Raw genomic sequence first — 21,125 nt, 5'->3', positions numbered from 1 at the left:
CCCCGCGCCCACCACGGCCACCCGGCGGCCCGTGGGCGCGGCGCGGGTGAACAGGGGCGCGCCCGGGTCGGCAAAGTACGCATCGGTGGCGTGGCGCTGCAGCGCGCCGATCTCCACCGGCTTGTCGTCATGCGAGTTGCGCACGCAGGCCTGCTCGCACAGCACCTCGGTCGGGCAGACGCGGGCGCACATGCCGCCGAGCGGGTTGGCCTCGAGAATCGCGCGGGCCGCGCCGCGGTCGTTGCCCTGGGCGACGCGGTGGATGAACGCGGGAATGTCGATGCCGGTCGGGCACGCCGTGGCGCACGGCGCATCGAAGCAGTAGTAGCAGCGCTCGGCCTCCACCAGAGCCTGCGCCTTGGTGAGCGGCGGATGCGCGTCGCCGAAGTTCACGGCGTAGTCGGCCAGGTTCAGGCGTGCGGCATGAATGCCGCACGCGCGGCTTGCGGTCGTTTCCATCGGTAGTCCTCGGGGCGAAGGGTCAGGGACGGGAGATCAGGGACGGGAGAGGGGCGCGCGAACGCGGCGTGGCGCGTGGGCGTGGCGCTTGCGGCGTTGGCGGGGCCAAGCGCAGGCGGCCGGGCGGCCGCACATCGGAACAGTCTGCAGAGGTTTCATCGGGGGGCCTCGCTGTCGTGGTGCAGGTGTCTTCGGCGGTGCCGTGCCCTGCTGGTTTTCAATTTACCAATCGGTAAAATCCCCTAGTGCAAACACCGTGCCAGCAAAAACACCCCGCAGTCGTTCCACAATGGTGCAAATGAGCCCTTCGCCCAAGCCCTCCCGCCCCGCACCTGTGCGAACGCGCACCGCCCTGCAGCCCCCCGCGCCCGATGGAGCGCCCGCCGACCCGGGGCGCCCGCCCACCGCCTCGCGGCTCAAAAAGGAACAGGCCATCCTCACCGAGGCGGAGACGCAGTTTGCGCAGTTCGGTTTCGAGGGCGCGTCGCTGGAGAGCATCGCCGCGGCCATCGGGCTGAGCCGCCACAACCTGCTGTACTACTTTCCGAACAAGGAGGCGCTGTACCTGCGCGTGCTGGACGACGTGCTCAACCAGTGGCTGGCCGGCATGGAAGAGATGTCCCATGGCGATGATCCGCACGAGGCGCTGCGCCGCTACATCCGCGCCAAGCTGCGCTCGTCGCTGGAGCGGCCGAACGCCGCCAAGGTGTTCGCCAAGGAGGTCATCGCCGGTGCGCCGCGCTACGCGGGCGTGATCGCCGAACGCGTGGGCCCCGTGCTCAAGAACGATGTGCGCACCTTCGAGCGCTGGGCGCGCGAGGGCCGCATCGCCAAGGTGAATTTCACCCATCTCATGTTCATCATCTGGTCCGTGACCCAGGCCTACGCGGACCAGCAGGCCCAGTTCGCGCTGCTGCTGGGCAAGCCCGCGCTGACCGAGCGCGACTACGACAAGGCGGAGGAATTGCTCTGCCACCTGGTGCTGCGGGGCCTGGAACCCGGGCCGGCGGCGCCCGCCCAGGACTGAAATCGGGCCGCTGCGAGCCCCTGCGTGCCGCTGGAAAATGGTCGGGCCTGGAGGCACCCCGCATCCGGCGGTGCCAAGCGGGTGCGAAAATTCCATCGCTTAGACTTCCCGGCTGCCTGCGCGCACTGCCACGCACCGCTGCGCCCGTCCACCTGCTTTCTATCCGCCCATGGCCAAACCGTCCATTTCCCTTGCTGTATTCGGCATCGCCGTTCTGGCGGCCGTGCTGGCCATCTACCTGCCCGGCTGGAACCATGCGTTGCTGTTCGACGATCTGCGGCTCTCCGACGGCGCGATCTTCGGCAGCTACGGCAGCCTGCTCACCTTCAAGCAGCGGATGCTGTCGTATGGCAGCTTCATCTGGGTGGACTCCTTGGCCGGCCCCGGCTGGGGCAAGCAGCGGCTCGTGAACATCGCACTGCACCTGGCCACGGTGGCCGCGCTGTATGCGCTGGTGCGCGACCTGCTGGCCCGCACGCGCTTCCCGGAGGAATTCGAATCGCAGCCGCATTTCGGCCTGTCGCAACAGGCGGCGGTGCGGGTGGGCGTGGCGCTGTTCGCGGTCAATCCCATGGCGGTGTATGCCGTGGCCTACCTGGTGCAGCGCTCCATCGTCATGGCCACGCTGTTCTCGGTGCTGGCGTGTTGGTGTTTCGTGCGGGGCCTGTCCGGCCGGGGCGTGCTCTGGTATGGCCTGGCGCTGCTGAGCTACGTTGCGGCGGTGCTGTCCAAGGAGCATGCGGTCATGGTCGCCGCGATGGCGGTGCCGCTGTACATCCACGTGCGTCGCCCCAGTTGGAAGACCATCGCCACGCTGGCGGGCGCCTGCGCCGCCATCATCGCGGTTGCGGCGGTGGTGTTTTTCGGCATCTACGGTGAATTCATCGGCAAGCTTTTCGACCAGCGCTCGCTCGACTTCGCCCAGCAGCTGGAGCGCCTGAGCCCCGGGATCACGCAGCGCATGTACCCGCTCAGCATCCTGAACGAGGCGGCGCTCTTCTTTGCCTATGGGTTCCTGTGGTTCTTCCCCAACGTGATGTGGATGTCGGTCGACCTGCGGCCTGCGTTCCCGCTGTCGTATGCCGCGTTCCCGCAGATCCTGGGCATCTTCGGCTATGTGGCACTGTGGGCCGCCGCACTCTGGGCCGTTCTGCGCCGCCGCGGGGCGTTGAGCCTCGTGGGCGTGGCGCTGATGTTCCCGCTGCTGCTGTACGTGACCGAGTTCGCGACCGTGTGGGTGCAGGACCCGTTCGTGCTCTACCGCAGCTATCTATGGGCCATCGCCGTGCCGGTGCTGGTCGCCATCGTGCTGACCGGCTTCAAGCCGAAAACCATTTACGTGCTGGGCTGCATGGTGGGCCTGGTGTTCAGCCTGCTGGCCTTCGAGCGGGTGGAATCCCTGCGGGACGACTACGCCGCCTGGGGCGATGCCGCCGAAAAGATCGATCTGCAGGCATCGCCGAGCGCCGTGGGCCGCTGGCGGCCGTTCCTGAACCTCGGGGCTTACCACCTCGACCGCGGCTCGGTGGCCGAGGCCCAGAAGAGCTTTGCCACTGCCGAAGCGCTGGGATCGCTGCAGGGCTCCGCCCGCTTCAACATCGGCGTCGCGCTCCAGCAGCAAAAGAAGCACACCGAGGCGTTGGCCGCCTTCTCCGAAGCGGAAAAGCAGGGATTCACCGACCTGCCGCTGTACTACCACCGGGGCGAGTCCGCCTTCGCGCTGGGCCAGTTCGCTGCGGCATATGACGCCTTCACCCAGGGCATGACCCGCGCGGCAGAGGGCATCACCGACAAGGAGGTCGAGCGCATGCGGGAAGCCATGCGCATGCGCCGTGCCGAAGCCGCCATCGGCGCGCAGCGGTACGACGACGCCATCAGCGACTTCAGCACCTTGATGAAGGCCACGCCCAACAACCAGCGGCTGATGCTGGGCCTCGGGATGGCGCAGGTCGGCAAGGGCGACACGAAAGCGGCGATCGCGCTGTTTGATCAGATCATCGCCCGCACCCCCAACGCGGCCGCGGCCTACTACGGGCGGGCCATGGCCCACCGCACGGCCGGCCGTCTGGACGACAGCCTCAAGGACCTGGACCGCGCCATCGCGATCGATCCACGCAATCCGCAGTACCCGCAGGTGCGCGCCCAGGTGGCGGCCCTGAAGAAGTAATCTGCGGCAGAAAGAACTCCGTGGCACTGCGCGTCCTGCACATCGGCAAGTTCTTTCCGCCTACCTGGGCGGCATGGAAGTGTTCCTGGCCGACCTCATCGAGGCCCAGCGGGCGCAAGGCATCGAGGCGTTCGCGCTGGTACACGGAACCCCTCTGCCGGACGACCCGCCCTGGCTGGTGCGGGTACCGGTGCAGTTCAATCTGGTCTATGCCCCCATCGCCATCGGCTTTCGCTCGGCACTGGGGCGGGCGATCCGGCGCTTTCAGCCCGATGTGCTGCACCTGCACTTGCCCAACAACTCTGCGCTGTGGGCGCTGACGCTGCCTGCGGCCCGCAAGGTACCGTGCGTGGTGCACTGGCATTCGGACGTCGTCGTCTCGGACATCAAGCTATCCGTGGCGCTGGCGTATTTTCTGTACCGCCCGTTCGAGCACGCGGTGCTGGACCGGGCGCAAATGATCTTCGCGACGTCGCCGCCCTATCTGGAGGCCAGTGCGCCCCTGCAGCCGTGGCGCAGCAAGTGCGAGGTCATTCCCCTGGGCATCAACCTGCGGCGCCCGCCCCCGCCCGCCACGTTGCGCAGCGAGTTGCAGTGGGGCGCGAAAACGCAACTGCGGCTGCTGTCCATCGGCCGCCTCACCTACTACAAGGGGTTCGAGACGCTCATCAAGGCGGTGCAGGCCATGCCAGGAGTGGAACTGGTGATCGCCGGCGAGGGCGAGTTGCGGGTGTCGCTGGAATCCCTGATCCGAGACACCACGCCCGCGGGCCGCGAACCCGCAGTGCGCCTGGTCGGCTCGGTGCTCGATGCGGAAAAGCACGCCCTGCTCGAAGCCTGCGACGTCTTTTGCCTGGCTTCCCGCGAGCGCACTGAAGCGTTCGGCATCGTGTTGCTGGAAGCCATGATGCACAAGCGCCCGTGCGTGGTGACGGACTTGCCCGGCTCCGGCATGCCCTGGGTGGTGGCGCATGCACGCTCCGGCTTGCATGTGCCCATCGAAGACGTGGAAAGCTGGCGCAGCACCCTGGCCCGTTTGCAGCACGACACGCGGCTGCGCGCGCAGCTCGGCGAAGCGGGACATCAGGCGCTGCTCCAGCATTTCGACATTGCCCAGTGCGAACGCGCGCTGGCGCACCAGTACCAGTACCTGGCCCTGGGCAGCACGCCGGCCGCGCCCAATCCGCGCGTGCTGGTGGTGATCTCCACACGCAACCATGCAGCGAGCATCCAGCACCTCATCGAACGCGTTCGCTCGCTGGTAGGAGCCGACGTGCTCGTGGTGGACAACCGCAGCAGCGATGGCACCTGCCATCTGGCGGAGAGCGCGGGCGCGCGGGTACTGCGCCCACTGCTGGCCATGACCACCTGGGGCAGCCTGCAGACGGGGCTTCGTTACGGGCTGTCGCGGGGCTATGACGCGGTGATCACCATCGATGCGGACGGCCGCTATGAGGTGGAAGAGATCTCCAGCCTGCTGTCCCGCCGCCAGGACGGCGATGTGGTGGTGAGCCATTTTGCGACCCGAACCAGTTGGGCGCGCCGTTTGGCGTGGGGCTGGTTCCGGTTCCTGACAGGGTTTGCACTGCACGACTTCGTGTCCGGCTTTCGCCTGTACAACCGCAAGGCCCTCGAAGTGGCGGTATCCACCGAGGCAACCTTGCTCGACTACCAGGACATCGGCACCCTGCTGCTGATGCGTCGACAGGGCCTGCGCATCAAGGAAGTCGCCTTGCCCATGCACACCGCCAAGGTGGATCGTTCGAAGATCTTCCAGTCCTGGGCCAACGCGCTGCGGTATGTGGCGGTGTCGTCCCTGCTGTGCATTGCGCATTGGCGCGCGCGCGGCTCGGCAGAGTAGACCCGGGGCTTATCGAAGGACCGCCTGCATCCGGGCAATGAAAGCGGCTTCAGTGAATTGCTGGGCGCGCAGCCGGCATTGCGCCGACAGATCTTCGCCATGGATCTGCTCGATCTGTGCCACGGCGTCGATGACAGCCTGCGGCGTGGGCGCGACCAGCACCCCCGTCTGGCCTGGAACCACGGTTTCCAATAGTCCGCCCTCGGCCACGCCGATCACGGGTTTGCCTGCGGCCATGGCCTCCACGGGGGACATGCCGAAGTCCTCATCCACGGGCAGATAGATCACGCAGCGCGCGTTGCCGACCCAGTGCCGCAGCGCCTCATCGGTCTGCCAGCCGGTGAATTGAATGTTGGGCGCATTTCCCGCCAGGGCCTTCAATCGCTCCAGCTCCGGCCCGCCCGACAAGACCACCAGGGAGCGATTTGGCATCTGCAGAAATGCCTGCACGATCACCTCCACCCGCTTGTTCGGCACCAGCCGTGCAGTGGACAGGTAATAGCCCTCGTCTCCCAAAAAGCGAAAGTGCTGCGTGGCCACGGGGGGATAGACCACCTCGGCGTCCAGCCCCGTGTAGCGCTTGAGCCGTGCACGCACGTTCTCGGAGTTCACGAAAATGCGGTCCATGCGCCCGATGGCCGCCTCGTACTGCGCCCGGAACCAGCGCACGAACAGGGCGTACACAGGCCGCAGCCAGAACGGAAAACCGGCCAGCGTGCTGTCGTACAGGTCGTAGGCAAACCGGGGAATCGTGTGGCAGTAGTACAAGCGTCGGCCAGCCCGCTGTTGATAGACGGCCAGAGGCGCGTAAAAGCCGCTGTACAGCACGGTCTGCGCATCCTTCAGCAGCCCCGCCCGGAAGCGAAAGCACCACAGGCTCTCCAGAATGCGCGGCAGTATGGAAGACCAGCCACCGTGCAGCGCCTCCACTGTGACGGGAGAAGCGCTCAGCAGCGGCTGGGCATCGGGGTAGCAGCGGCTGACCACGGTCTGAAACTCGGGGAAGGCCTCCGCCAGTGTGAGCGTTACGCGCTCCGCACCGCCGGCCACCTGCATGAAGTCGTACAGCAGGTAGTTTTTCATGCCAGCAAGATCTCCAGCCGAGCCAGCATGGTCTGGGCCCGGGCGCTCCAATCGTGCGCTTTCACGAAGGCATCTGCAAAGCCGGGGGAGCGCGCCTGCGCCTGCTCGCGCGCGCGCACCACCGCATCGGCAAACGCCTGTGGACCGTTGCCATAGCAGGCCAGGTCACCCATGCCATGCCGCAGCGCGCCCAGCTCGGTGCTCGCCACACCCAGCCCGGCCGCGATGTACTCGTAGAACTTCAAGGGGCGCTCCACATAGCGCATGCGGCCATCGGCCTCGCAAAAGGGAATCAACCCCACCTCGTGGCTTTGGAGAACTGCCGGTAATTCGTTGCGCGCCACGGCGCCGCACCAACGGAGATTGGCCGGCCACCCATGCTGCGGCGGGGCGCCGGGCGCATGGAGATCGAACGTCCAGTCGGGCAGCAACTGCGCCGCCTGCGCAAGCAGCCCGATGTCCAGCCAAGCCGTCAGCCCCCCTACGTAAACTGCGCTGCGGGGCCTCCGCGTGATCGGGTGGTCATGGCTTAAAGGCGCGAGCATACTGGCCTCCACGCCATTGGGAATCTCTTCCACCCTGGCCTGCGGATTCAGCGCATGCGCGTATTCCGCCAGCGGTTGCGAGACAGCCCACACCTCATCGAAACAGGCGCTGCCCACCATCGACTCGAGTGCATTCACCAGCACCGGATGAAGGTCCCGAGCAAAGCCCCGCGGCCAATCGTTGAGGCGGCAGACCTTCGCATGCGCGGTGATCTGGTGCAGCAGCAGCATGTTGGGCGCCACGTCGGCAATGCAGACGTCGAACTGCACGTCACGCAGCGCCGCCGGGCAGCGGTAACCATACGCTTTCAATTGCCAGGGCCAGCGCAAAAACCACCGATGCGCCGGAAAAAACGACTGAACGCTCCATTCGGTCAGGCCGGGAGAGATGCCCACCGAGCGCTCCCGCAATCCACCGCCCCAGGCCCGGGCCAGCCTGTCATGGCGTTGCCGGCCGATCACATCCATGGGCGACGAGAGGGTGGGCACATAGTCCACCGCCCACCCGGCCCCCGCCAGCGCTTGCGCCAGATGTTGCGAGCCGACTTTGGTGCCGCCGTCGATGAACGACTGGGTGCCGAGAACGAGGGCGCGCATGGCGTCAGTGAGCCGCGCTGGGGGGGCTCGCCAGCAAATCCCGTACTTCGTCGCGGAGCCACTGGCGCGTCGCCGCGGCGTTGAAGCGCCGGCTGGCACGGTCGCAAGCGTGCTTCATGGCATCGATGTCCTGCGGCGTCAGGCGAGAGAGTTGGGCGGCCAGGTCTGCCGCTTCGAAACTGCCGCCAACCACGCCGCACTCCCACTCCGTCACCAGCGCCTGCATTTCGGGCGAGGGGCCGATGGCAATCGCCAGCCGTGCCTGCATGAACTCGAAGAACTTGTTGGGCAGCGCATGCAGGTAGTTGAAATTAGTGGGCGGCAGCAGGAACAGCCCGATGTCGTAGCCATTGGTGTGCGCCGCGATGTCCCGCATGGGGACAGGCGGAATGAACCGGATGCGGGCATGCCGGGCTGCGCGGCGCTTCAGCGCCGCGAAGTAGGCCGGATCTTGCTCTACCAGCATCAGGTCCAGGCTGAAACGGTCGTCCAGATGGTCCATGAGATCGATCATCACCTCGATCTTGCGCGAGGCGATGGCTGCGCCGTGGTGGATCAGCCGGATGCGGTCCGCCTGTGTGGGCTGTACAGGCAACGCCTGCGATTCTGGGCAATTGGGCATCACCGACACCGGCACGCCGTAACACCGTTCGTACTCGCGCGCGATGCCGGCACACACCGTGCTCATGCGGGCCACGTGGGGCAATGCATCACGGCAGGTGACATCGAAGAAAGGCCCCAGCAACATGCGCCATGCCCACCGGTCCTCGAATTCGCGCGGGGCATATTCATGCGCGTCCAACCACACGGGCGCCTTGCCTGCCAGCCGCAGGGCCATCGGCAAAGCCATCACATCGTTGACCAATACCAAGTCGAAGCCTGCGGGCACCTGCGCTGCCGCTCTCTCCAACGCGCGGATCTGCGGATGCTGCCAGTAATACATTTCATAGCGGCGCAGCGCCAGGCGAACCGCATTGCGCAGAACCACGCCAGAGTCGCTCCGAGGCTGCTCCACCGACGTGAAATGCCGCACCCCGGGCGGGCAGTCTCCGAAGCCCATCACATGGACCTCATGGTCCGCGCCCAGCGCCTCGTATTGGCGCATGACACGCGGGTCGGAGGCAATGGGCGAGAGCGACAGCAGCAGTACACGGGCCATGGCTACGTCAACCCGCGAAATGCCGGGCGTGCCAGCGCGTGAAATTGATCCAGCGCCACACCTGCCAGCTGAACGGCCGCTGGCCTGCGACCACCTGATCGAATGCTCTGAGCACTTCGTCCTGGCGAAAGAACGGCAACCCAAGCGGGTGCCGTAGCCATTCGCGCACCTGGGGCGCCATCTGCACGAGCCACGCCTGTTCCGGCGTGGCAAAGCCAATCTTGTCCCGGCGATCAAGCACCTCTTGCGGTACCAATCCCCGCATGGCACGGCGCAGCAGATGCTTGGTCTCGCCTTGGGGCGACACCAGGTACTCCTCTGGCAAGGTCAGCAAAAAGTCGGCAAGCCCCGTGGTCAGAAAAGGCACCCGGCTTTCCACCGAGAAGCGCATGGAGTTGCGGTCCCCATGGCGCAGCAGCCCTGGCAAGCCCACGCCGTGCAACGAACGGGCGAGTTCGGCCACCAGGCGCCTTCCGAGGGCGGTTTGGGGAGGCGACTCACGCGGAAAGCGCAGGGCGACGCCAGCGTCTGCGAGCACCCGCCCATCCAGCCAGGGCGGGCTGGCATCGGCACCATTCATGCGCCGCAGTGCCTGGTAGGCAGTGTCGCTCGTGTATTCGGCCACGGCCGCTTTCAGCCCATCCAGGCCGGCCCTGCCGGGCCAACGCCCCCATTGCCGCAGGAATGCTGCAGCACCCAGCAACCGTCCCTCATCCAACAGACTGTGCACACGCGGCCCAGGGTAGCCGACATAGCCGCCGCACAATTCATCCGCGCCCTGCCCGTCGAGCGTGACGGTCATGCCATGCTCTCGTGCCAGCTGAAATACCCGGTACTGGGCATAGATGCTGGTGCTGCCAAACGGCTCGCCCTGCGCCGCGATCATGTCGTCCAGGTCGGCCGCCAACTCCTGGGGCGAGATGCTCATCTTGTGCGCCACCGCCCCCGCATGGGCATTCATGCGATCGACCCATGGCTCTTCCGAAACGGAACTGCCCGATGCAATGAAGCTGAACGTGTGAATCGGCGCGTCGGGCTCCAGATGGCGCATGCAACCGACGATGGCAGACGAATCCAGTCCACCGGACAGGGCCGCGCCCAGCGGAACATCGCTGCGAAGATGGAGCCGCACGCTGTCCAGCAGACGGTTGCGCAGGCCATCCGCCGCGTCATCAAGCGTCAACCGCTGAACCGGGGCAATCGTCGGCTTCCACCATGCATGCAGCTCCAGCTGACAGGAATGGAGGCGGTAGGTAAAACGGTGGCCGGGCGGGAGCGCACGAATATCCGCAAAGAAAGTCCGCTCGTCGTTGTCGTAGCGGCCATGCGCCAAGTAGTCGTACGCGACTTGCCAGTCCAACCGGGGAGCTGAAGACCGGAGGGCCTGCACAGCGGGAATCTCGGAGGCAAAGCACAGTCCCTGGCGATCTGCGTGGTAGTAAATCGGCTTGATGCCGAACGCGTCGCGGGCACCGTGCAATGTTCCGGTGCGGCGGTCCAAAAGGACAAAGGCGAACATGCCCACCAAACGCGGCAAGGCGCGCTCGCCCCACACCTGCCAAGCCTGCAGCAGAACTTCGGTGTCAGACCTGGAGCGGAACTGACGCCCTAGCTGTTCCAGTTCGCGTCTTAACTCGAGGTAGTTATAAATCTCTCCATTGAACACCAGCGTGAAGTTTTCGTCGCCACTGGACATGGGCTGCTGAGCCGCCGAAGAAAGGTCTATCACGCTGAGACGTGTATGGCCCAACGCGACCATCGCGCCATCGGTACGCCAGAAAGCAGACGCGCTTTCGTCCGGACCCCGTCGCTGCAACAAATGAAGTGCCGCCTTTAATCGACCTTCTAGGCGGCCATCCCCGATGCCCGAAGCGCTGCCTGCTATGCCGCACATAGGGTTGGCCTCTTCTCAAGCGTGGTCATCATGGATGAATGGACATGGAAACCCCCTCCGCGCTTGGCAATGAATGAACCACTTCAAGTCGCAAATCAAGGGGTGCAAGCACTTCCGTGCAGATTCGAGAGCAACTGATCCACGATGTGTGCTGCGGCGTGGCCATCGCCATACAACTGGGCACTGGTATCGACGGTCCGCTGCACTGCATCGGCAATCGCCTGCGCAATGCTTTGCACATCGTCCGGTGCAACCAATACATTGGCGCCGATCTCGACGAGTTCAGTCCACTCCGTTTCAGTGCGCAACGTCACACATGGCTTGCCGAAGAAATACGCCTCCTTCTGCACGCCACCGGAGTCGGTGACGACCAAGGCGCAGGCCTTTTCCAGTTGAACCATTTCGAGGTATCCGACCGGGTCCAGCAAAGTGGCGATGGCCTCCAGCCGATCGAGCAAACCCAGGCGACCCAAAGCGCCGCGCGTACGCGGGTGCACCGGGAAAACCATGTGGATCGCCCGTGACGCGCGCTCCAGAGCCTCCACGATGGCCTGCAGGCGTTTGGGATCGTCCGTGTTCTCTGCGCGATGGATGGTCACCAACGCGAAGGGGCGATTGCCCACGCCGGCTGGTAACGGGAGGTCCGTGGCTTTACCGGCATAAAACAGAGAGGCGTCGAACATCACATCACCCGTGCGAACCACTTGCCGTCCGGCAATGCCCTCGGCCTTGAGATTGGCAACCGCAGAATCGGTAGGAGCAAAGAGCAGACTGGATACGTGATCCGTCACGACGCGATTGATTTCTTCAGGCATGGCGCGGTTCCAGGAGCGAAGCCCTGCTTCGACATGCGCCACCGGAATGTGCAGTTTCACGGCAGCCAAAGCACCGGCCATGGTGGAATTGGTATCGCCATACACCAGCATCCAGTCGGGACGCTCTTCCACCAGTACCGATTCGATCTGCTCGATCATCCTACCGGTCATCGCGCCATGCGATAGGCCTCCCAGCGCGAGCATGCGGTGCGGCCGCGGAATGGACATCTCATCGAAGAACACGTCGGACATGTTCTTGTCGAAATGCTGGCCCGTATGAACGATCAGTTCCCGCACGGCCACGCCAGCTTGTTGCCTCGCCTGAATTTCATGCGAAACCACTGCCGCTTTGACAAGTTGAGGCCGTGCCCCGATGACGGTGAGAATCTTCATTGTTGATCCGTTGGGAAATACAGCGGATGACACATTGCCGGCTTCAGGCATCAATGAACTCCTGCTGCCACAGTTCCAGCGACAGCAGGGCCCACAAGTTGCGATTGAAAGCGCCCTGTGCGCCGATGAGGCGACCAATGTCCGCGCCGGGTTGCAAGTAGCCACGCTGCCGCGCACGCGTCGAACCCAGCACGTCCTGCACGAACTCCGAAGCCCGGCCCTTGCTCTTGAGCCACTGGTTCAGCGGCACCGGGAAGCCCATTTTGTCACTGCGTTTGCGGATGGACTCGGGCAGACGCTGCCCGAAAGCTACGCGCAGAAGGCGCTTGAGCTCACCGTTGGCGAACTTGATGTTCGGTGGAATGGTTGCGGCAAACTCGACCACGGGGTGATCGAGAAAGGGCACACGCGACTCCAAGCCGTGGGCCATGCTCATTCGATCTTCGACCTGCAGCAGCGCCGGCAACAGCGTCTTGAAGTCGAAATGCGTCATCCGGTCGAAGTAGGCTTCAGGACCGACATTGTTGCCCCAGAATATTTTCTTGTAGGCATCACGCACCGGCTCAAAGTCCACGGCCGCAGGATCAATCACTCCACCTAACATGTTGGCCCGATTGATCAGCCGGAAATAGCGCTCGTCGCGTGGACCGAATAAGCCTTCAGACCAAAACTCCTTGATCAGTGGCTGGTATTCCTTCAGCGTTACCAGGTTGGGGATGATGGATTCATAGGTGACGATGAACTGACCACCGTGTGCCGTCCCCTCGATCGCCCCCTTGATGCACTGCTCGAAATAGGCGACCAGATAGCGCGCATAGCCACCGAAAATCTCGTCGCCCCCTTGCCCGCCGAGCACCACTTTGAGCTTGCTGGACGCCAGCCGCGAGACCATGAATTGGGGAAAGGCGCCGGGACCGGCGATCGGACCGTCCAAGTGATAGATGACCTTGCGGATATTTTCGACAAAGTCATCTTCGCTGATGTCCTGCACGTAGCACGACATGCTGTTCTCAGCCGCCACATCCTGTGCGTAGCGAGACTCGTCATAGGAAGGGCCGTCGTTGAAGCGTCCGTTGAAGATCTTGAACGGACCGCCGGGCCTTGCCTCGCGCGCCAGGATGGCCAGCAAGCTGGAATCGACGCCCCCGCTCACGTAGGCCCCCACATCGACATCGGCGAGCAGATGGAGGTTGACCGACTCGGCCATCAACTCGCGCAAACGCTCAACGAAATACTGTTCCGTGTGATAGAGGTCAGGCTCGTAATGGATCTCCCAATAGCGGCTGAGTGCCAACCCGCTACCAGGAGCGATCGTGCCTCGATATGCGGCAGGCACCTCGTGCACGCCCTCGAGCAATGCGGCTCCGCTGATCGTGAACTGGAACGTAAAGTACTCGGACAGGGCTTGGCGGGAAATGCTCCGATGGGCCATGAAGGGCGTCAATGCCTTGATCTCGGAGGCGAAATACACCACTCCCGCCTGCTCCGTGTAGTAGAGCGGCTTGATGCCGAAACGATCACGCGCCAAAAACACCTTGCTCGTGCGCGGGTCCCACACCAAAAAGGAAAACATCCCGCGCAGGCGACCGACGCAGTCTTCGCCCCATTTCAGGTAAGCCCGAAGGATCACTTCAGTATCGCTTTGGGTGCGGAACTCGCCTCCGATCTCCTCCCGCAGTTCGCGGTAGTTGTAGATCTCGCCGTTGTAGGTAATCACCACGCCCGAATCGACATCGCGCATGGGCTGAGAGGCATGCGCCGAGAGATCGATGATGGACAGACGCATGTGCGCGAAGCCCACCCTGCGGTCACCCGATATCCAAGTGCCTTCCCCATCCGGTCCCCGGTGGCGCTGGCGTGCAATTCCGGTGGCCAGAACCTGCTCTGCGCTGTCCACCGGTGCGGCAGCAACGAAACCAAAAATGCCACACATGGTTCAGTGCCCCTGCTTCGCTACCGCAGCGGCGACATCGCGGGCAAACACGGTTCTGACCCCCCTGCGCTTGAGTTCGGCAAGCAGGTCACGGTAGAAGTCGCGCAGGCCATAACCCGTGTGGATGCCGCTTTCGAAGTGGCTGCTCGGCACCGTTGTGAGATCCGCAATGCCCTTGGTCAGCCGACGGCGCAGGTGGTCATCCGGCGCATTCAGGTAGATCAGCATGGGATGCACATTCAATACCTTCAGGCCCGGGCTATCCAGGCCAACGCGCTCCAATGCGAGCGGCTCGCCCACATCGACGTGAATGCCATCTTCCCAGACATAGGCCATCTTCACCAAGCCGTTGTAATCCACGTAGGCTTGAGCGAAAGGCTGGCGCCACAGAAAGGTGCTCAGGTCGTAACGCAGCCCGCACTCTTTCGCGAGGTCACTGATGTTCTGGCCAAAGAAATTGCGATGGCAGCGCAGCCCGACAGCGTCCGGGAATATCTCCATCAGATCGGGCAGCTTTCGAGCGAAGCGGTGCACCGGATCGGGGCGGGTATTGTCCGGATGCAACCCGATTTCAACGAATTCGGTGGATGCTTTCAACAGCGGGCTGTCGTGGGTCGCATAAGCCGTGATCTTCATGCCGGCCTCGGCCACCAGATTGAGTACGGCTTCCGTGGCGTAATCGGGCGCCCAGTCGATGTCCGTGGTGAGGACAACGGTGTCCAACCCATCCAAGTTGTAAAAATCACGGAACGGATCGTCTTTGAAGTAATGTTGCATGCTGCTCATGACATATCCGCTTTGGGCGTGCGTCCGGGCGCGAAGACCCGCTGGTACATGGACGCGAAAGCCTCTGCCTGCGCGGAAAATAGATACTTGTCGGCCTTCGCGACCAAGGCAGGACGAAAGCGGCCCGGACCTCCCAAGGTCACATCGAATATCGCATCGATGGCTTTGGCGTAATCTTCGGCCTTATGGAATGGCACCAGCACGCCAAAGCCTTCCGCTTCCACCACGCGCCGCACATTGACCAGTTCACTGGAGCCGATCATCGGCGTACCCGCCGCGATGAATTCGTACATTTTGTTGGGCGAAGAGATTTTGGTGTTCAGGTCCAATGCCTGGTACGGCATGACACCCACATCGACAGAGGCGGCCCACTCGACAATTTCGCTCCAGGGCACCGGGTCCATGAAATGCACCCGGTCCGATATACCCAAATCCAGCGCCATCTGCTGGAATTCCGGGATCTCCATACCCCAAGTCAGCAAGATCAAATGGGCTTGCACCTCTGACAGGGCCAATCCTTCAAATAGCAGGTGTATCTTGCGCGCGCGATTGATCCCCCCCATGAACATCAGAGTTGGTGTACCTGGCTCCAGCCCCAGGTGGTCCTGCACGACCGTGGTCCGTCGGTGGATGTCAAAGCCGGGCGGCTGCTCGGTGGCATTGGTGAGGGGCGTATAAGACCCCTCCCCATGATCGCGTTGCATCACGCGGGCTTGATCCTCATTGATGACGACGATCTCGTCGCAATGACCGATCAGCGTGTGCTCGGTTTGGAGCAGCCGTTTCTTGCGGTCCCCGACGATGCCAGGCTGGTAGCTATAAAGTTCATGCGCGTCATAGATCAAAGGGATACGCGCCGCTTGGCAATCAGCGTCGCCACACGCAATGCGGGCAAGTCATGTGCGTGAACCGCATCAACGCGATCCAACTCGCCTCCAAAGCGCAGCACCTTGCGCTCCCAGCTGTCCAGCGGCTGCCCCATGAAGTGCTCAATGATGTCGGGGTGAAGCCCTTGCAACGACTGGGGAACGCGCTCCTCGAAAGAAAAATCTCCGGAAGCGAACGACCAAAGACGGCCCCATACATAGGCGTCGCAGGTCAGCAGCGCCAGCGGCACCCCGACCACCACACGCAACGGATTGCGGCTACCGCGCAGCTGCTCCAAGCCATAGCGGGGATAGCGAAGGCTGGACCACAGTGGCGACATCCCTCTGGCTTGGGCCTTGAGGGCCCGTGCGCGGCTGAGGCTGAACTGCAGCTTCGCGATCCGCACGCGCGGGCTAGCGGTCGCGGGCCCCGGGGACTCGCGACTGAATTTGCGCCAACCCGCCAATGCACTCCAATTGAATGAGGCCAACGCCAACACCAGCACCGCTGGCTTACGGATCAAACCCGGCAATTGGTTGGCTGCAATCAACTGCTTGATCGAGAAACGCGGGGCCATCAAAGCCGCCACGGCCCTCCCTAACGTGATGCCCAACAGCTTGCGCGTGATACCCAGCGCAGCGTTGAAGCGATCACGTGATATTTGGTCGAACTCTGCATCCAACTCCTGCTGGATCAAATCGTCTTCGTCGGGCCCCTTCCACGCATCCTCGAAAGCGGTGAAAGTCGGGTCGTTGCCGTGGCTCAGCAACGCTGATTCATTGAATCGGACAATGGGCAAACCATCGATTTGCGCATCATTGCCACCCAAAATGCCATGGGCAGCCACTAGAACGACGCGATGGCCCTCCTCGCGCAGGAGTTTGGCCTCCAGCACGATTCGACGATCGACCATGCTATTGCGATCGATCATCAGGATATTTGCAGAAGAATGGGTCACGAACTGGCTTTCTTAGCTGCGAGTTCACGCTCCAGCAGTTCGACATCCGCTTCAACGGCTTGATGCAAAGAGGTAATTGCCGATTGCGCTTCGGCGGGATAGTAATCTGCGAAGTGCGTCATCCAGGGGTGCTGCTTGCCCGATTCCTTATGCCGCAGTTTCCGGATGGTCCCCACGATGTGCCCCTCCCCCCCCACAACGAGTGCGCCCCCAGGAATGTTTCCCCTTGCACGGGTCATCGCTGCGATAAACGCCCCGCGACCAACCACTGTGCCAGGCAGCACGACCGCGCTCGTGCATACCGCAGACCCTGCACCAAGCGTCACACCTTCCTTGAGACCCGATGGTGGAATAGGATCATTCGTGAGCACCACATAGGGAAAGATCCACACAAGATCGCCGATCACCGCACCACGGCCCACATGAACATTGCTGTGGAACCGCACCCAATCGCCGATCACCGTGTCACCTTCAAGATCGTTGAAGCTGCCGATCTGCAAATTAACCCCGGCCTTCACCCCCTCTCGGATAAGAGAGGTATGACCCACCTTCAAATCCGCACCAAAGCTGCTGCCCTCATACAAGATGGAGTGCGATCGGATCACGCTGCGCGGCCCGATCTGCAGCGGTTGCCCTTGGTATTCGCCCCCGGCAGGATGACCGATGACACAAAAATCGCCAATCACCGTGCCATCGCCAATTTCAACGTTGTCGTGGATTCTGACGTGCGCGCCCAGTGTGACATTGCGGCCTATCTTGGCCTTAGTCGAGATCATGTCTGTGGTCATGGCCATTACTCCTTCATGCTCTCTAATTGTTCAACCACTCTCTTTGCAGCCTCTCCCCCACCGAAGAAGTCGCGCGTAGATTTTTTTATCTGGCCGCATTGCCTGATTGAAAGCGGCTTCGATCGACGATCTGTCGGTCTTTCCGATAGCAGCCCAACCCTGCTCCAAAAGATCGTGCCAGGTATCTTCACGGAATAGCATGACGCAGCGGCAGCCCATCCACACCGCTTCGCGCGGTAACCCGCCAGAGTCCGTAAATACGCAATCGGCCCCCTCGAGCAAGGCAAGCATTTCGAGATACGTGACAGGTGGCACCAGACGAATGGCTCCCAGTTGCCCTCCTGCGCTTTGCCATTGCTCCACCATCCGTCGGCTGCGTGGGTGCAAGGGCAGGATGACCGGTTTGTCCAGCTCAGAAAGAAAACCGAAGATCGCGGCAAAACGCTCTGCATTGACGAGGTCGGTGTTCTCGGGACGATGCAAGGTGGACAGATAGTAGCCACCCGGCTGTAGATTGAGCGCTGCCACTGCGCTGTGACTGCGCCGCTCGAAATAGTGCACGAAGCAGTCCAGCAAGACGTCACCGGTTAACACAGCGGACGCACCCAAACCCTCATTCTCAAGATTGCGGATGGCCCGTGGGATCGGCGCGCAATTGATCGAGGCGACATGGTCAGTCACTACCCGATTGATCTCTTCAGGCCGCTTGCGGTCGAAATCACGCAAGCCGGCTTCAATGTGAACCACCGGAATATGCATTTTGACTGCGCTCAGAGCAGCGGCCATCGTGGAGTTGGTATCGCCGTCCACGAGCAGCACATCTGGGCGCACCTCTTGCAGCGACCGCTCTATCCCCTCCATCATGCGACCCGTCATGCCGCCATGGCCCAATTCGGAAATACCGAGGTTGATATCGGCAGGCGGGATGCCCAGCTCTCTAAAAAATACCGCACTCATTCTGTCGTCGTAGTGCTGGCCGGTATGCAATAAAACATGCTCATGCCCCCTTTGGAGCAGCACGTCACGAACCACAGGCACCTGCATAAACTGAGGCCGCGCCCCCACTACCCTAAGTACCTTCATTATTTTTCCTCAATTCCAACATGGACCATCTAAGCCAAGCAGTTGCAAAGCGGTCGCGCATTATCATTCAGACGCAAAAATCAAAAAATAACCAAAACCTTTGGATTTTTCCAACTACTGAAAAAACAGAAGCCCCAGTCAGATGATCGATCAAATCAAACCAGCAAGAGAATCAAAATATATATCAAATCTCTTCGCAAATTTCCACTACGGACTTCACCACAAAATCTTGATCAACCTTACTCAACCATGGACTCATAGGTAAACTAAGCACCTCTCTCGCCAACCTGTCCCCCACTGGCAAACTGAAGCTGTTGTCACCGAGCGCCGGCTGCTTATTTAAAGGCACAGGGTAATGAATGGCAGTGGGAATCCCCCTGCTTTTCAGCTTCTCCGCCAACACATCGCGTTGACGATGCTGAATGGTAAATTGCGCCCAGCTACAAATTTCGCCCTTCGAATACTCTGGCACAGCCAGATTCTTGCAGCCACTCAAACCTCGAACATAATCGGAAGCCACATCGCCTCGTTTCTTCAACTCCGCGTCAAAAACTTCCAGCTTGGCCAATAAAATGGCTGCCTGCAATGTGTCAAGCCGGCTATTCACGCCTATGCGCACATGGTGATAACGCCGCTCCTGACCGTGCCTGGCTATCTGACGAATGATTTTTCCCAAGCTTTCATCGCTCGTGAATATGGCACCGCCATCGCCGTAACAACCCAACGGCTTACTGGGAAAAAAGCTTGCACAGGCGATGCGGCTGAGATTGCAGCTCTTTTTACCCTTATAGGTCGCTCCGAAACTCTGGGCGGCATCCTCAATAACGGGGATTCCATGGCGAGATGCAATTTCATTGATCGCATCAAAATCCGCACATTGCCCATACAAGCTCACCGGAATAATAGCTTTGGTTCTATTTGTAATCGCTAATTCGATGAGGGACGGGTCCACATTGCACGATCCGGGAAGAACATCCACATAGACAGGCTTCGCACCCAACAAAGCAGCAGTTTCAGCCGTCGCAATGTATGTAAATCCGGGAGTAATGACCTCATCACCCGGACCGACCCCCAATGCCATCAAGGCAATTTGCAAAGCATCGGTGCCATTGGCCACGGAAATGCAGTATTTAGCCCCTGTGTATTCAACGAGCCGTTCTTCCAATTCAGTAACTTCGGGGCCCAATATATATTGGCCGTGCTCGAGTACCTTTTGAATGCGGCCATCAACGTTCGCCTTCAGTGCAATATATTGAGATTTGAGATCAATAAATTCCATACGCCACTTTCACGATCTGGCATCAATGCGCCGCACTTCGCCTTGAGACAATTCATATTCCACACCCGATTCAGCGCATACGGCCACTCCGTCACCCTGAAAGTCCAAACGAACCCCACGCTCACTCATCCAGCCGATGTGCCTTGCAGGGACTCCCGCCATCAATGCATACGGCTTGACGTCACGATTAATTACGGCACCCGCAGCAACGAAGGAAAATGCTCCAACCGTAGTGCCACACACAATCGTAGAATTAGCCCCCAACGTCGCTCCCCGTTGAACCAATGTCTTTCGATACTCATGCTTACGCATGACGCTGCTACGCGGGTTGTATACATTGGTAAATACAACACTTGGTCCGCAAAAAACATCATCTTCCAAAACAACAGAGTCATACACACTCACGTTATTCTGCACTTTGACGTTATTACCAATCACCACGTCATTGCCGACATAGACATTCTGGCCAAAAGAGCAGTCCCGTCCAATACGCGCCTTTCCACAGATATGAACCCAGTGCCATATCCGCGTACCCGATCCGATCTGTGCACCGTCATCAATAATTGCGGTCGGATGGGCCGAATAATTCTGCTCATTCATAAGGCTCCCGATGATTTAACTTGCATGGTACGCAGCAAGGCAATCTTCAATGTTGCCTTGCATGCGAATCTGGCCCTCATTCAACCAAATACCTTGGTTGCAAAAAGTCTTCAATATTGGATCACTATGCGATGCAAGTACGAGGATTTTCACCCGACTCATCATATTTTCAAGTCGTATACGAGCCTTATCGATGAATTGCGCGTCACCGACACCGATCATTTCATCCATCAGCAAAATATCAGGAGCCACTGCCGTGGATACAGCAAAAGCGAGCCGCAACATCATTCCGGAAGAATACGTGCGCACTGGCAAATGGAGGTAGTCGCCCAACTCGGTAAACTCCTCGATGTCAGGCACCAAGGCTTTTGCCTCACGACTCCCGATTCCCATGACAACGCAGCGTGTGGCAATGAATTCATATCCACTGGCATCAGGGTCCATGCCCAGCATGAGATCAATCAGCGACGAAATATGACCGGATGCACGCATGACACCTGAAGTCGGTTCATAAACGCTAGACAAAACACGTAAAAGGGTGGATTTACCTGCGCCATTGCGACCGACAAGTCCCATCCTATCGCCATCCTTGAGCCTCAAAGTAATATCGCGCAGTGCACGGACAGCGATGGCACCGCCGCCTACATCTTCAATTCTTCCCCGATGCCCCTGAGCCTTCCCCAATAAGGTATTTAAAAGGCCACGCGAACGTGAAGAGAACAGCGGGAAATCGACATTGACCCGCTCCAATTCGATACTTGCCATGATCAGAGCCAATACACGAGCCTACGCCGGCTCTTCAAAAAAACAGTAAAAAAATGCGAAACAGGA

General features: G+C 61.1%; 17 protein-coding genes and 1 pseudogene. 3 read left to right on the top strand and 15 right to left on the bottom strand.

The features are described 5' to 3' along the window. A pseudogene (locus AC27KI_RS08720) lies at nt 1–459 on the bottom strand (dihydropyrimidine dehydrogenase); the annotation flags it as partial. Between the two features lie 298 nt (nt 460–757). Between AC27KI_RS08720 and AC27KI_RS08715 the strand changes: the two are divergent. From AC27KI_RS08715 to AC27KI_RS08705, 3 genes are all read left to right on the top strand, one after another. Then, nucleotides 758–1,486 carry a TetR family transcriptional regulator C-terminal domain-containing protein gene (locus tag AC27KI_RS08715; protein ID WP_487088013.1) on the top strand — a complete coding sequence of 243 codons (729 nt, stop codon included), beginning with the start codon at nt 758–760 and terminating at the stop codon, nt 1,484–1,486. A 169-nt stretch (nt 1,487–1,655) separates the two neighbouring features. Next, a complete protein-coding gene (locus tag AC27KI_RS08710; RefSeq protein WP_487113476.1) occupies nt 1,656–3,653 on the top strand; it encodes a tetratricopeptide repeat protein in 1,998 nt (665 codons plus the stop codon). A 73-nt stretch (nt 3,654–3,726) separates the two neighbouring features. Then, the gene (locus AC27KI_RS08705) at nt 3,727–5,514 is read left to right on the top strand and encodes a glycosyltransferase (RefSeq protein ID WP_487113474.1); all 1,788 of its coding nucleotides are present in this window, start codon (nt 3,727–3,729) and stop codon (nt 5,512–5,514) included. Nucleotides 5,515–5,523: 9 nt separating this feature from the next. Here AC27KI_RS08705 and AC27KI_RS08700 read toward each other — a convergent pair whose 3' ends face one another. The 14 genes from AC27KI_RS08700 to AC27KI_RS08635 all read right to left on the bottom strand — a co-directional run bounded on the left by AC27KI_RS08700 (nt 5,524) and on the right by AC27KI_RS08635 (nt 21,059). Then, a complete protein-coding gene (locus tag AC27KI_RS08700) occupies nt 5,524–6,597 on the bottom strand; it encodes a glycosyltransferase (protein WP_487113472.1) in 1,074 nt (357 codons plus the stop codon). Beyond that, nucleotides 6,594–7,739, bottom strand: coding sequence for a glycosyltransferase family protein (locus AC27KI_RS08695; protein ID WP_487113470.1), 1,146 nt, complete (start codon nt 7,737–7,739; stop codon nt 6,594–6,596). Before AC27KI_RS08695 ends, AC27KI_RS08700 begins: the two co-directional genes overlap by 4 nt. Before the next feature lie 4 nt (nt 7,740–7,743). Further along, nucleotides 7,744–8,898, bottom strand: a complete 1,155-nt coding sequence (locus AC27KI_RS08690; protein ID WP_487113468.1) for a glycosyltransferase — start codon at nt 8,896–8,898, stop codon at nt 7,744–7,746. Between the two features lie 7 nt (nt 8,899–8,905). Then, on the bottom strand, nt 8,906–10,792 hold the full coding sequence (gene asnB, locus AC27KI_RS08685) for an asparagine synthase (glutamine-hydrolyzing) (protein ID WP_487113466.1): 1,887 nt from the start codon (nt 10,790–10,792) through the stop codon (nt 8,906–8,908). A gap of 95 nt (nt 10,793–10,887) precedes the next feature. Next, nucleotides 10,888–12,000: a non-hydrolyzing UDP-N-acetylglucosamine 2-epimerase gene (gene wecB / locus AC27KI_RS08680; protein WP_487113464.1), complete on the bottom strand. Its 1,113-nt coding sequence runs from the start codon at nt 11,998–12,000 to the stop codon at nt 10,888–10,890. Between the two features lie 43 nt (nt 12,001–12,043). Next, nucleotides 12,044–13,933, bottom strand: coding sequence for an asparagine synthase (glutamine-hydrolyzing) (asnB, locus tag AC27KI_RS08675; RefSeq protein ID WP_487113462.1), 1,890 nt, complete (start codon nt 13,931–13,933; stop codon nt 12,044–12,046). Between the two features lie 3 nt (nt 13,934–13,936). Then, a complete protein-coding gene (locus AC27KI_RS08670) occupies nt 13,937–14,719 on the bottom strand; it encodes a polysaccharide deacetylase WbmS family protein (protein ID WP_487113460.1) in 783 nt (260 codons plus the stop codon). Beyond that, entirely contained in the window at nt 14,716–15,564 is an 849-nt protein-coding gene (locus AC27KI_RS08665) for a glycosyltransferase family 4 protein (RefSeq protein ID WP_487113458.1), read from the bottom strand. Before AC27KI_RS08665 ends, AC27KI_RS08670 begins: the two co-directional genes overlap by 4 nt. Beyond that, a complete protein-coding gene (locus AC27KI_RS08660; RefSeq protein ID WP_487113456.1) occupies nt 15,561–16,544 on the bottom strand; it encodes a hypothetical protein in 984 nt (327 codons plus the stop codon). Before AC27KI_RS08660 ends, AC27KI_RS08665 begins: the two co-directional genes overlap by 4 nt. Continuing rightward, entirely contained in the window at nt 16,541–17,332 is a 792-nt protein-coding gene (locus AC27KI_RS08655) for an N-acetyltransferase (protein WP_487113454.1), read from the bottom strand. Before AC27KI_RS08655 ends, AC27KI_RS08660 begins: the two co-directional genes overlap by 4 nt. A 30-nt stretch (nt 17,333–17,362) precedes the next feature. Further along, nucleotides 17,363–18,415 carry a non-hydrolyzing UDP-N-acetylglucosamine 2-epimerase gene (gene wecB / locus AC27KI_RS08650; protein WP_487113452.1) on the bottom strand — a complete coding sequence of 351 codons (1,053 nt, stop codon included), beginning with the start codon at nt 18,413–18,415 and terminating at the stop codon, nt 17,363–17,365. 184 nt (nt 18,416–18,599) lie between these two features. After that, the gene (locus AC27KI_RS08645; RefSeq protein WP_487113450.1) at nt 18,600–19,694 is read right to left on the bottom strand and encodes a DegT/DnrJ/EryC1/StrS family aminotransferase; all 1,095 of its coding nucleotides are present in this window, start codon (nt 19,692–19,694) and stop codon (nt 18,600–18,602) included. Nucleotides 19,695–19,703: 9 nt separating this feature from the next. Further along, a complete protein-coding gene (locus AC27KI_RS08640; RefSeq protein WP_487113448.1) occupies nt 19,704–20,294 on the bottom strand; it encodes an acyltransferase in 591 nt (196 codons plus the stop codon). A gap of 15 nt (nt 20,295–20,309) precedes the next feature. Beyond that, nucleotides 20,310–21,059, bottom strand: a complete 750-nt coding sequence (locus tag AC27KI_RS08635; RefSeq protein WP_487113446.1) for an ABC transporter ATP-binding protein — start codon at nt 21,057–21,059, stop codon at nt 20,310–20,312. Between the last annotated feature and the right edge of the window lie 66 nt (nt 21,060–21,125).

The organism is Acidovorax sp. KPB24-03 (assembly GCF_057546605.1).
Note: the sequence above shows the minus strand (reverse complement) of the source record. Positions and strands in the feature narration are given on the sequence as shown.